The following is a 12,223-nucleotide window of genomic DNA, read 5'->3' on the forward strand; positions in this document are numbered from 1 at the left end:
CCCGCCGGTCGCTCCAGACCGCCGCTGCTTCTTGCTGTTATCACTGACGAAATGGTCAGACTCCACCGTCGCGAACGCTCGGCGACTCGTCATGCCGGAGAGGTCGTGAAGTCGCTGAACGGCGCCCCGAGAGGTGCGGCAGTTCCGTCTCCCGTCGTACCCGCGGTGCGCTTCCTCCCGGGCACGGCCGGCGAGGACGAGCCCCGGTTCGCCCTGCGTCCCGCCCTCGGTGGGGGGACCTCCTCGACCGTCGGGTGTCACACGCACCAACTCGTTTAACATGAGACCACGTCATATGCGGCCCGACGGGCTTCCGGTCCATGAATACGGACCAACGGACATGCCCCCACCCGCACGAGTCTTCTTCGTGCTGCCTGGGGGCATTTCTTGTTGTTCCGCGAGTCCGCCGCGTCCGTGGCCGCCCGCATCATGGACGGATCGCTGCCTCTGCAACTGACGGACAACTTCGTGCACCAGCACAACCGTCGCCCCGGCACCTCGGAGGTCCGGTCGTGGGAACGCAGCCTCCCCGCCCTTACGAACGCCCTGCTCGAGGCGGGGCTCGGCGACGTCGAGATGATCATTGAGTACAGCCTGCCGCTGACCAGTCGGCGGATTGACGCGATACTCGCCGGCCACCATCCGAGGACGGGTGAGCCCTCCTACGTCGTCGTCGAGTTGAAGCAGTGGAGCAGCGCGTACCCGGAGGAGGACGAACCGCTCCTCTGCCGCATCGACGCCTACCCGCGTCCCGTGCTCAACCCGATCGAGCAGGTCCGCGGATACTGCGAGTACCTCCTCGCCTTCAACGGCGCCCTGGAGAAGACGCCCGAGGCGCTGGTCGGCGTGGCCTACCTGCACAACGCCACCGAGTTCGGCGTGGCGGGACTCCGGGACGTGCCCGAGGGGCCGCACGGCCGCCTGTACACCGGTGAGCAGCGGGGCGCCTTCCTCGACCTGCTGCGCAGCCGACTCGCACCCACCCCTGGGGCCGACGCCGCCGACGCACTGCTGAGCGGCAGGATCCGCCCGTCGAAGCAGTTGCTGTCCGTCGCGGCGGCCGAGATCCGTGACCGCGAGCAGTTCGTCCTGGTCGCCGAGCAACGGTTGGCCTATGAGCTGGTGATGAAGGCCGTCCGCACGGCGCAGCGATCGAACCACAAGGAGGTGGTGGTGGTCGCCGGCGGTCCCGGCTCCGGCAAGAGCGTGATCGCCCTGTCCCTCCTGGGTGAGCTGTACCGACGCGGCGACGCGGCCCTGCACGCCACCGGCTCGCAGTCGTTCACCAAAACCATGCGCAAGGTGGCGGGTACTCGCAAGCCCGAGGTGCAGGGGCTGTTCAAGTACTTCAACAGCTTCATGGAAGCGGAACCCAACGACCTCGACGTGCTGATCTGCGACGAGGCACACCGCCTCCGACGGACGTCCGCCAACCGCTACACCAGGGCGTCGCTGCGCACCAATCGCCCTCAGATCGACGAACTGATCGACGCGGCCCGGGTGCCGGTGTTCCTGCTCGACCAGCATCAGGTCGTCCGTCCCGGCGAGATGGGCACCGTTGACGAGATCAAGGCCGCGGCCGCCGCGCAGGGGTTGCAGTGCACGGTGGTCGAGTTGGACAGCCAGTCCGTTGCGGCGGCAGCGACGCCTATGTGGCGTGGGTCGCCTCGCTCCTCGGCCTGGACGGCGACGGCCCGGTCGCCTGGGAACCGGACGGCAAGGTGGAACTGCTCACCGCGGAGACGCCCCAGGAGATGGAGGCGTTCCTCTCCTCCCGTCGGGAGGGCGGCTACACGGCCCGGATGACCGCCGGTTACTGCTGGCCGTGGACGAAGAAGGTCGCCCCCGATATGACGGCGCTGCCCGCGGACGTCGTCATCGGCGACTGGGCCCGGCCCTGGAACGTCTACGGTGACCGCTCCGTCCTGGGCGCCCCGCCCGCCGCGCTCTGGGCCACGGACCCGGCCGGCTTCGGCCAGGTGGGCTGCGTCTACACCGCTCAGGGCTTCGAGTACGACTGGTCGGGCGTCGTCATCGGCCCCGACCTGGTCTGGCGTACGGATCGCTGGGTCGTCGACCGCTCCGCGTCCAAGGACCCTGTCTTCACCAAGGCGACCTCGGACGACGACTTCGGACGCCTTGTCCGCAACACCTACAAGGTGCTCCTGACCCGCGGAATGATCGGCACGGTTGTGTACTCGACGGACCCCGAGACCAGGGAGAAGCTCAGGTCCCTCGTCCCCGTGTCCGTCGGTACCGACTGCTCTCTGCGCGTCTAGGCCTCCCGCCCGCCGACGGAGCCTCGGGCTACCGCCCTGGGATTACTCGGGGCGGTTGGCGACGACCAACCACGAGGTGCTGAGCAGCCGCACTGTGCCGTCCTCCGCCTCGTGGCCCCGCAGATGGTCCGCCAGGACCTCGTGAGCCCGCGCCTTTCCGGCCCGGTCGGTCTGCGCCAGCAGGTGACGGCCGGGCCCCGATCCCAGCATGAACCCCGCAGCGTCCTCCGCGCCGTGCCCCCATCTGCCGTACGCCTGGGTCCGCTCGACCGCGACGTCGGTGAACCCGGCCGCGCCGAGGACGTCGCGGACGCGATCCGGGGCGGCCAGGGAGAACATCCCGGGGAGGCCCGGCCTGCCGAGGTCGCCGACCGGCAGGACGTCACGCAGCGAGGCGAGGGCCGTCAACCACTCGTTGAGCGGCGGGTCGGCCGGGCAGACGAAGGCCATCCTCCCGCCGGGGCGCAGGGCACGGGCGACATTGCCGAAGGCCGCCACGGGATCGGCGAAGAACATCACCCCGTACCGGCTGATCGCCGTGTCGAAGGCGCCGGGCTCGAAAGCGTGCACCTGGGCGTCGCCCTGGATGAACGAGGTGTTGGCGACGCCCTCCCGTTCCGCCCGGTACCGGGCCTCCGCCAGCATGGCGGCGGAGAGGTCCAGTCCCAGCGCGTTCCCCGCGGACGCCCGGAGGGCGGCGAGGCGGGTGGTCTGCCCCGAGCCGCAGCCGAGGTCCAGCACCCGATGGCTCGCCGAAATGTCCGCCAAGTCGAGCAGCGGCTCGTTGAAGCCCTCGTTCACGGCGTTCCAGCGGTCCTGGTGGCGGGCCCAGTGGTCACCCTCCGGACCGTTCCATGCCTGCGCCTGTTCGGTGTTGACGACTTCTAACACGAGTCCCCCCTGATATCGGAAAGGCAGAGCGTGAGGTTTGGGCGCTCGCCCATACAGTATGGGCGAGCGCCCATACTCACAACCCCGATTAGAATCGGCCCTGTTGAGGTCAGCAAGCGACAGAGAACCCGGGAGGTCGATCCATGGCACCGCGCGGAGTGGCCACGCCGAACGTGCGCGAGAGGCTGTTCACGGCCGCCGAGCGCGTCGTCGGGAGGGACGGCCCGGGCGCGCTCACCAGCCGGGCGGTCACCACCGAGGCCGGCTGCGCCAAGGGCCTGCTGCATACGCACTTCGCGGGGCTCGACGAATTCGTCGCCGAGCTCTGCCTTGACCGCCTGGCGCGGACGGCGGCGAAGGCGCGGGAGCTGTCCGGCCTCGTGGGCCGGAACACGGTCGAGGAGAACCTCGGCACCGTCGTCTTCGTCATGTTCGACTCGGGAGGACCCGCCCTGGCGAGCCTCGCCATGGTCCGCCCCGCGGCCGCACAGCGCTTCCGTGAGGCCCTGGCGGCAGGGGCCCCCGGCTTCACCGCGATCGAGGGGGCCGTCGTCCGCTACCTGGATGAGGAACGGGAGCTCGGGCGGGTACCGCAGCGCCTCCACCCGCACACCGCCGCCCTGGCCGTTGTCGGGGCGGCCCACCATCTGCTGATGACCGCCTGGCCGGGCAGCCCTGATCCCCGGCCACGGATGGAGCGCCTGGTGGCGGAACTGATGAAGGGGTAGCCAAGCCGGAGACCTTCCGCGCAGTCACCCGGACGGACGGCCGGAGGACGCGTCCGACTCGGCCGGCGGTTCTCGCCGCGGGCCTCCCATGCTTCGGGACGAGACCGGCGACGCCCCGGACCCGTCAGGCCAAGTTGCCGAAGAGGTCGTTGAACGCCTCGGTCATCGACGGGTGGGTGTAGATCCCGTCGCGCAGCACGCTCCCGGTGGCACCGAGTCGGAGCGCGACCGCGAGCGTGTTCACCGTCTCGTGCGCGTCGTGGGCGAGCAGCGCCACGCCCAGCACCTCGTCGGTCTCGGCGTCCACGATCGCCTTCATCACGCCGCGCGCATCACCGACGATCTTGGCGCGCGGCACGGTCGCCATCTCGGCGACCTTCCGTACCGCGGTCTTCAGCGGCCGACCGGTGGCACGGGCCTCCGCCTCGGTCATGCCCACCCGCGCGAGCGGCGGGGTCGTGAACACGACGTGAGGCACGAAGGCGCGATCCGCGATCGACCGCTCACCGGCTCCGGTGAGCTGGTCGCGCACGATGCGGAAGTCGTCCAACGAGACGTAGGTGAACTGTGGCCCGCCGTTGACGTCGCCGACGGCGTACACGTGGGGCAGTGTCGTGCGCAGGTGCTCGTCGACCACGACCTCGCCTCGCCGGCCGACCTCGATGCCGACCTCCGCCAGCCCCAGCCCGTCGGTCATCGGACGCCGGCCCAACGCGGCGAGCACGAGTTCCCCCGCCGCCGTGCGGCTCGCCCCGTCGGCCGCGCGGTAGGTCACCACGGCCCGGTCACCGTCGTCGGTGACCGCCTCGGCGGTCGCGTCGGTGCGGACCGTGACGCCCGCCGCCGTCAGCAGTGCCTGCACCTCGGCGGCGATGTCGGGGTCCTCGGCGGGCAGCAACTGCGCGCCACGCTGAATCACGGTGACCTTGGCGCCGAAGGCGGCGTACATCGAGGCGAATTCCACTCCGACGTAACCGCCACCGAGGATGACCAGTTCACGCGGCCGCTCGGTCAGCGCCAGCAGCCCGGTACTGGTCACCACCCGCTTCGAGTCGGCGAGGCCGGGGATGGGCGGCAGTCGCGAGACCGAGCCGGTGTTGATCACGATGGTGGCGGCCTTGACCGTCAGTTGGTCCCCGCCCGCGGCGACGACGAGGGTGTACGGGTCGACGAAACGGGCCCGGCCGGTGATCACGGTCGATGTCTCGGGTGAGTCGAAGAGCTGGAAGTTCTTCGCCCGCATCGCCTCGACGAGGGTCGTCTTCTTCTCGGCCGCCTGCTGGAACCAGGTCGCCGCGTCGACCCGAGGGTCGGGGTGCTCGGTCTGGAAGATCATGGCCTTGGTCGGGACACAGCCGGTGTTGATGCAGGTCCCGCCGTACATCTGATCGGACTGTTCGATCAGCATCACCCGCTTGCCCGCCTTGGCCAGCGCCCCGACGAGCGTCTTGCCGCCCTTGCCGAAACCGATGACAGCAAGATCCACCTCGATGGCGCCCATGGGGCTCAGGCTAAACGGGGCCCTCCTCGAGCCCGGGCATTGAACCCCGCGTGAACGGGTCCCATGTCGCGTCAACCGGTCACCGCCTCCCCCGGCGAACGGATTGCCCGATGAGGAGGACGCGGAGGAGTTCGCCCGGTATCTGTTCCGCCGGGCGAGCCGCGCGGCTGGAGACCAGCACGGTGCCCCGGCCCGCGTCAGTGCGCCCAGGGCAGGCGCACCGCCTCGAGGTCGGGGTCGTTCAGCACCGCCTCGACGAGGCCGGGCGGACCGGCGACCTTGGTGCCCCAGAGGTCGTAGTCGGTGCACAGGACCCAGGAGCGGTCGGCCGCCCAGAGGTTGGACGGGCTGAAGTCGGCCTCTGAGCAGTCGTACAGGGCCTCGGCGTCGCCGAGTCGGCCGACGCGGACGTCAAGGGCGTCGACGTCGTCGAAGGAGCCGAGCGTCGGAGGGCTGTAGTAGGCGAGGCACCGGGTGTCCGGGCCGGCGGAGCCGTGGTCGGTGAGGACGGCGATCAGCCGGGTCCAGGTCTCGCGGTCCAGGCTCCCCTCGGTGGGCGGGACGACGCCGAGGGGCCAACTGCCGTCCCTCTTGGCCGAGGGGAAGCAGCGGAAGCACGGCAGCAGCCCGTCGGGCACGACCGGGTCGCCGGTCCGCCGCGCGAGTTCGGTCCAGCGCAGCCGTCGCCAGCCGGGGCCCGGGTGCTGGGCGCGGCCCAGGCCTCCGCCCGTGGCGACGCCCACGGCGTCGAGGTCGATGTCCCCGACGACGTGCCGCTGCAGGGTCCCGTCCGCCACGCTCGCCCGGTGGTGATCGTGGTACGAGACCTCGCCAGGCCCGCTCTCGTGCTCGTACATGGCGTTGAGCACCCACACCGCGTCAGGCATAGCCGGGGGCATGAAGCCGGTGATCCCGTCGCCGCACAGTTCGCGCAGCCAGTCGGCGGCCCCGGACGGCGCGGGCGGCCACCGGCCCGACCTGGGGCTCGCTTCGTCGGACATGCGGATCATCGTCGCAGGTCACTCCCCCTCTGGAACAGGCATAAACCGTGGGCGTCCGCTCGTCAGCGTCTCGTGCGGTGGTCGGGTGAGGGGAACGTGCCGAAGGGCGTAGCGTCCGGGCGGGTGGTCATGGTCGGTTGGGGCTCCGCGGGTTGCGGTCTCCACACCGCCGGGCCGGTCCCCCTCCGCACGGCAGGCCGCACGGCAGCGGGAGTCGCGCAGCAGCCGCAGGTGTCCGCCCGGTTCAAGCGGTGCCATTCGAGGAGGTCCCGCACCCGGGCACGCACGCCCTCGTGCCGGTTGTGGAGTTGGCCGCGCAGGAGTGGGGCGCTGTCCCGCATGCCGGTGAGGGCGGTCGCGCGCACGCGGGGGTCGGGGTCGCCGGCGAACGGTTGCAGCGCCTCGTCGGGGAGGGCGCGGAGCAGCCGCAGCGCCGACAGGGCCCGGGCACGGATCGCGGCGTCCGAGTGGCGGGTGAAGGTGCGCAGCAGGACCGCGTCCTCCGCGTGCCCCTGCTCGGCGAGGCCGATCACCGCGGCGGGGCACACGGCGTCGAGGTCGGTGCACAGGGCCAGGTAGTGGGTGCGGGGGTCCTCGCCCAGGGCGCGGAGGCCGCGGCACGCCGCCGCGCGGACGCCGCCGGAGGGGTCGGTCAGGTACCGCGACAGCTCGCCGCCCCGGTCCGCCCGGCCGTCGTCGCTCAGCCGCGTCACAGCGGCGGACCGCACGTAGGTGTCCTGTGCGGACAGCAGTTGACCGAGGACGGTGTCCGCCTCGGGGTGGGCGAGGACGGCGTCGCACGCGTGCCGTCGGATCTTCCGGTACCCGTGTGCGACGGCGAGTCCGGCCAGGTCCTGGGCGCCGAGCAGCTCTGCTTCCACCGCCGAGGCGAGCACGTCGAGGTGTGGGCCGTACGCGCGGTCGGCGTTCAGACGGGCGAGGACCCGGGTGCGGGCGTCGACGACGTCGGCAGGGCTGCCGGACGCGAGGGCGAGGCGTATCGCGGTGCGAACGGCGTGTACCCGCACGCTCTCCACGGGATCGTTCGCCGCCACCTCCCAGGCCCGTGCCAGGCCGAGCCGTCCGTGAGCGGCACCCGCGTTCAGGCCGGCCAGGCGGGTCTCCTGTGCACTGCCGGTCAGGAGTTGGGTCAGCGCCTGTCCGGGCAGCCCGCCCGGACGGCCCAGCACCGCGTCCCGCACCCAGGCGCCGTGGCGCCACTGCCCCACCAGCACCGCCAGGGCGGCCAGGGTGGCAGGTTGCCGTCGGGCGACGAGGTCCACGGCGGTGAGGGCTTGGCGGGCGACGCCGCGGGCGAGCCCCCGAACCTGCGGATGGGTGTCCGCGGTGTGGATCAGGACGAGCGGCAGGAGGGACTCGGGCAGCGTCCCGGACGCGGCAAGGCCGAGCGCCGCCATCCGGACGCGCGGATCGACGTGGCTGAGGCACAGGGTGATCTCCGACGAGGTGGGCGGCGAACTCCAGGAGGGAGCGCCGGCAGCACCTGGGCCGTCCTGCCAGTACGGTGCCCGGCTCCAGTCCGCGATCTCCCGTTCGTCGAACCACCCGAAGCCGATCCGTCGCCTTCCCTCACATCTCCAGGGGCCGAACTCCCCCGCGGTGCTCACGTGCACGCTCCTGTCGAGGTCGACCCACTCCTCCGCGGTCCATGCCTCGGCCGACGACGTCACGCCCTTGCCGTGCAACAGCCGTTCGGCCGGGGTGCAGAGCTGGGTGGGGCCGAGTCCGTACGCCGTCATGGGCGGACTGTAACGCGGGCTACCGTCCTCTCCACCAGCGGTTTTCCGTGCGGCGGACGCACGCGGGGCGCCACCGGGCCCGCCGCCCCCGCTTGGTAGATTCGGCACCCGGGTGGCCTGGAGATCTGTGGCCCTTGCGCTCGGGGAGGGCGGGATGTCGGTGCAGTTGGCGTACCGGAACCTGGGCATGCCGGACCTGTACCGCCGTGGACTCCGACCCTGGACGGCAGGTTCTGAGGTGCTCCTCGTGGACATCGAGGCCGACCTGTTCGTCCAGGACGGCAGCCGGGTCGTGTGCGGGGACGTGTGTTTTCCCGTGGCCGAGTTGGCGCGAGAGCTGGTGCACTGGCTTCGCCGGCCGGACGGTGAGCGGGGTGACTTCGCCTTCGACTCGCAGTCCTACCCGGACGTGGGCGAAGTTCTGATCACGGCGTCTGCCGAGGGATGGCGGATCGGGTCGGTCTCCGAACCGGACGTCTGGACCTCGCCGGTCGCCTGGGAAGTTCTCGCGACGGAGGTCGGCCGGTTCGTGACGGCCGTGCGCGACGACGTGACAGGGATGGGCGTGCGGCCCGGGCTGATTCCCGACCTGTGACGATCAGGCCGCCCAGCGCGGTCCAGCCGGGTGGGCTGTAGGGACGGGACCGGTGCTAGGCCGTGTATCGAAAATGGATTTCGGGGTGTGGATGATCACGTCTCATGGGTCGGGGAGATCTCACGGATGAGCAGTGGGCGGTCTTGGAGCCGTTGTTGCCGAAGGGAGCCAGGGCGGGGCGGCCGCCCGTCTGGCCGCGGCGGCGACTGATCGATGGCATACGGTTCCGGGTCCGTACCGGTGTGCCGTGGCGGGACCTGCCCATCGAGTACGGGCCATGGGGCCGGGTTTACGATCTGTTCCGTCGATGGCAGCGGAACGGCACGTGGCATCGGATCCTCACCCATCTCCAGTCTCTGGCCGACGTGAAGGGTTCGATCACATGGGAGTTGAGCGTCGACTCCACGATCTGCCGCGCCCATCAGCGTGCGGCTGGCGCCCGGAAGCGGGGCGACCTGCAGAAGGAACCGCCAGGTGGGGTGTTCGCCGAGCCTCGTGACCACGGACTGGGAAGATCGCGTTGCGGGTTCACCACCAAGCTGCACCTGGCTGTTGAGCATGGCCAGAAGTCCATGTCGATTGTGGTGACGGCAGGACAGCGTGGAGACTCTCCGCAGTTCGAACCCGTGCTGGAGAAAGTCCGCGTGCCTCGTATGGGTCCGGGCCGTCCACGAGTCCGTCCTGATCGTGTGCGGGCCGACAAGGCGTACGCTTCCCGGAGAAACCGCGCTTACCTGCGCAGACGTGGAATCCGCTGCACCATCCCCGACAAGGTCGACCAGGCCCGCAACCGAAGAAAGCTCGGCTCCCGCGGTGGCCGTCCACCGAAGTTCGACCCGGAGGACTACAAAGCCCGGCACGCCGTCGAGTGCAGCATCAACAGGCTGAAGCGGCACCGAGCCGTCGCCACTCGATACGACAAACTTGCTGTCCGCTACGAAGCGACAGTGCTGGTCGCCACCATTAACGAATGGCTGTGACCAGCACGCGACGACACCTCAAGCCCATTTCTTGACCACGGCATGGCCTGCCGCAGCCGCCCGTCCGTAGAACCCCTGAAGGTCCCTGTGATATCCGAGGAACTCCTGCCTGACCTGTTCCCCGTCCCCGCGGGACCAGCTGATCTCGGCACCGGCGACCTTCCACAGCTCGTCGAACGAAACACGTGCGAGGAAACCTGCGGCCTGCGACACACCAGCCGGCTCCAGAATCCCTAGGGGCGGGTCATTGGGATCGGCATCGGCGCTGAGCGCCGGCGACCGCCCGCCGTAGATCGGCAGCTCCCACGAGTCGTCGGCGTCCGCATCGAGAACACGGACAGCGGCATACAGGTCGTTGAGGCAGTACCAGGCCTTGTTGATCGCCTCGGCGATGCCCGCAGCGCACTCGTCGGGGAGGTTCTCCCATGACTCAAACATGAAGCCTGCAAGCCAGGTGTGGTCGTCCCGGATCTCAGATTCCGCGACGGCGCGCATGTGCAGGTAGATGCTCACGGCGACGAGTCCTTCCAGCCCGTTCGATCCGCCCGTCGGGTCGAACGGAGAGAACCTAGTCGGCGGCACCGACAGCGCGCTGCCCGGTTGTGTCAGAACGCACTTCCGCGACAGGCCCTAGACGCGCTCCAGCGGACGGTGCGGGAACGGTGGGAGCTCCACCTGCACGGCGTCGCCCGGGCGGACGGTTCCGGTCTGTCGCACAACGGCCATGACACCCGCCTTGAAGGTGAAGTCACCGGAGGACGGGTCGATCGTGAACATCTCGCCCAGCAGCCCCTGACGGAAGTCGTTGATCTTCGCGCACGGGTTGCGCAGGCCGGTGACCTCGATCACCGCGTCCTGTCCGAGGTGGAGCAGGGTGCCCGTCGGAAGGCCGAGAAGGTCCACGTCGCGGGTGGTGATGTTCTCGCCGAGCTGGCCGGCGGAGACGTCGAAGCCCTTCAGGGCGAGCTCCGCGAAGAGTTCCTCGTGCATCAGGTGGACCTGGCGGAGGTTGGGCACCTCGGGCTCGTACGTCATGCGGAACTGGTGCCGGATGGTCCTCCCCGCGTGGACGTCGCCCTCCACGCCGAGGCCTTCCAGCAGCGTGACGGACGACTGGTTGGGCTTGCTGAACGAGTACTCCGCGTTGCGGCTCACCGCGGTGATCCTGCCGTCGGCCATCGTGTGCTCCCCCGTCTCTCGTCCGTCTGCGGCGGCCGATCCTAGAGGGCGTTCGAGGAGGGCGTTCGTCGGGGGCGTTCGTAGAGGGTGTCGCGATCACGTCCGTCCGGGGGGACTGCGGGGCACGGCGGTGGCATGATGACCGGCGGGCGGACGGGGGCCGTCGACGTGTCGCGTCTCAGCGGCCCCGGCAGTGGCGGCAGTGCCGGGCAGTGCCGGCAGGCCGATCCGCGTCCATCAGGAGGGACCGCAGTCATGGCCGAAGCAGTCACGGAGCAGGGCCGGGACGGCCGCGCCGTCGTGCGAGGCGCCGGCACGCGGCACCGCCGTCTGCTGCTCGCGACGGGCGTCTTGACGGCCCTGACGACGCTCATGGGCTGCGCGGACTCCGGGGACGACGTCATGTGCACGAAGAGGGGCATGGACTCCGGTGTCTCCGTGGTGTGGCGTCCCGCCGATTTCACCGAGGGCGACACGACCCTACGGGTGTGTGTGAACGGCAAGTGCAGGGAGAGGCCGTCCGGTGACAGGGACGATCCCGTCCTGCGCGTCTCGACGCCGCTCCGGCAGGACATCGGCGCGGCGACGGTCACCGTGCGGTTGACGGTGACCGTGGGGAAGGACAAGCGTGTCGTCACGACGGACACGCGGCGGGTGAAGCTCAGGGAGCAGCACCCCAACGGCGCCTCCTGCCCGCCCACGGCGTGGACGGCCACCCTTCGCGCCCACCCGTCGAAGGGGCTCATCTCCGCCAAGGGCCTCTCATTGCGGTGACGTTGGGAGGGGCGTGGCCGGAGGTCCAGCGGGGATCGGCAGCACCTACGGCGAACTCCCGTCCGGACGCTACCCGTCGACGACGTCGAGGGCGGTGCCGTAGAGCCGGTCCGCCTTCAGCCGGATCACCACGCGCCGCTCGGCGACGAGTTGCTCGAAGAACCCGCGCTCGTCCTCCGGCTTCCCGCTCTCCGGGACCATCGCGAGGAGTTCGCGACCGACTTCGTCACCCGGTTCCGTCGTGACATCGGAGACCTCTGCCTCGCCCTCCGCCACGGCGAACGACCAGACGTCGCCGCCCTGGACGTGGAGCGACGCCCGCGGGTCGTGCCGCAGGTGACGGAGCTTGACCCGGTCGGCGGTGGTCGAGAAGCGGGCGACGCGGGTCTCGGGATCCCAGTGGTACAGCATGGTGGTGAGGTGGGGGTGACCGCTGCGCTTGACGGTGGCCAGCGTGCCGAACCGCTGACCGCCGAGCAGATCGGAGAGAGCGTCGTCGGACAGTGCGCGGGGTGCGGGTCCTTGAGTCATGACG

Annotated in this window: 11 protein-coding genes and 1 pseudogene; 5 read left to right on the forward strand and 7 right to left on the reverse strand. The window is 70.4% G+C overall.

Features of this window, described 5'->3' with window-relative positions; genetic code table 11:
* Nucleotides 1–387: 387 nt before the first annotated feature.
* A pseudogene (locus tag ABT026_RS05355) lies at nt 388–2,279 on the forward strand (DNA/RNA helicase domain-containing protein).
* Nucleotides 2,280–2,321: 42 nt separating this feature from the next.
* Here ABT026_RS05355 and ABT026_RS05360 read toward each other — a convergent pair.
* Nucleotides 2,322–3,170, reverse strand: a complete 849-nt coding sequence (locus tag ABT026_RS05360; protein WP_351112375.1) for a class I SAM-dependent methyltransferase — start codon at nt 3,168–3,170, stop codon at nt 2,322–2,324.
* 143 nt (nt 3,171–3,313) lie between these two features.
* Here ABT026_RS05360 and ABT026_RS05365 point away from each other — a divergent pair, with 143 nt between their 5' ends.
* Nucleotides 3,314–3,898, forward strand: coding sequence for a TetR/AcrR family transcriptional regulator (locus tag ABT026_RS05365; RefSeq protein WP_351112377.1), 585 nt, complete (start codon nt 3,314–3,316; stop codon nt 3,896–3,898).
* 124 nt (nt 3,899–4,022) lie between these two features.
* On the opposite strand, the gene ABT026_RS05370 is transcribed toward ABT026_RS05365, so the two are convergent.
* The 3 genes from ABT026_RS05370 to ABT026_RS05380 all read right to left on the reverse strand — a co-directional run bounded on the left by ABT026_RS05370 (nt 4,023) and on the right by ABT026_RS05380 (nt 8,160).
* Nucleotides 4,023–5,399, reverse strand: a complete 1,377-nt coding sequence (locus ABT026_RS05370; RefSeq protein ID WP_351112379.1) for an FAD-dependent oxidoreductase — start codon at nt 5,397–5,399, stop codon at nt 4,023–4,025.
* Nucleotides 5,400–5,596: 197 nt separating this feature from the next.
* On the reverse strand, nt 5,597–6,400 hold the full coding sequence (locus ABT026_RS05375) for a hypothetical protein (protein WP_351112381.1): 804 nt from the start codon (nt 6,398–6,400) through the stop codon (nt 5,597–5,599).
* A gap of 62 nt (nt 6,401–6,462) precedes the next feature.
* A complete protein-coding gene (locus ABT026_RS05380; RefSeq protein WP_351112384.1) occupies nt 6,463–8,160 on the reverse strand; it encodes a HEAT repeat domain-containing protein in 1,698 nt (565 codons plus the stop codon).
* A 154-nt stretch (nt 8,161–8,314) separates the two neighbouring features.
* Here ABT026_RS05380 and ABT026_RS05385 point away from each other — a divergent pair, with 154 nt between their 5' ends.
* Together ABT026_RS05385 and ABT026_RS05390 are read left to right on the forward strand one after the other, a co-directional pair.
* Nucleotides 8,315–8,755: a DUF7878 domain-containing protein gene (locus ABT026_RS05385; RefSeq protein WP_351112386.1), complete on the forward strand. Its 441-nt coding sequence runs from the start codon at nt 8,315–8,317 to the stop codon at nt 8,753–8,755.
* 104 nt (nt 8,756–8,859) lie between these two features.
* Nucleotides 8,860–9,735: an IS5 family transposase gene (locus tag ABT026_RS05390; protein ID WP_351112388.1), complete on the forward strand. Its 876-nt coding sequence runs from the start codon at nt 8,860–8,862 to the stop codon at nt 9,733–9,735.
* A gap of 18 nt (nt 9,736–9,753) precedes the next feature.
* On the opposite strand, the gene ABT026_RS05395 is transcribed toward ABT026_RS05390, so the two are convergent.
* Together ABT026_RS05395 and ABT026_RS05400 are read right to left on the reverse strand one after the other, a co-directional pair.
* Nucleotides 9,754–10,248 carry a DUF1877 family protein gene (locus tag ABT026_RS05395; protein WP_351112390.1) on the reverse strand — a complete coding sequence of 165 codons (495 nt, stop codon included), beginning with the start codon at nt 10,246–10,248 and terminating at the stop codon, nt 9,754–9,756.
* Between the two features lie 117 nt (nt 10,249–10,365).
* On the reverse strand, nt 10,366–10,914 hold the full coding sequence (locus ABT026_RS05400) for an MOSC domain-containing protein (RefSeq protein ID WP_351112392.1): 549 nt from the start codon (nt 10,912–10,914) through the stop codon (nt 10,366–10,368).
* A gap of 255 nt (nt 10,915–11,169) precedes the next feature.
* On the opposite strand from ABT026_RS05400, the gene ABT026_RS05405 reads away from it, so the two are divergent.
* A complete protein-coding gene (locus ABT026_RS05405) occupies nt 11,170–11,688 on the forward strand; it encodes a hypothetical protein (protein WP_351112394.1) in 519 nt (172 codons plus the stop codon).
* 69 nt (nt 11,689–11,757) lie between these two features.
* Here the strand turns inward: ABT026_RS05405 and ABT026_RS05410 are convergent, their stop codons facing one another.
* A complete protein-coding gene (locus tag ABT026_RS05410) occupies nt 11,758–12,219 on the reverse strand; it encodes a PPOX class F420-dependent oxidoreductase (RefSeq protein ID WP_351112396.1) in 462 nt (153 codons plus the stop codon).
* Between the last annotated feature and the right edge of the window lie 4 nt (nt 12,220–12,223).

Origin of the sequence: Streptomyces sp. NPDC002734 (assembly GCF_040295685.1) — a bacterium.
Taxonomy (GTDB): Bacteria; Actinomycetota; Actinomycetes; order Streptomycetales; family Streptomycetaceae; genus Streptomyces.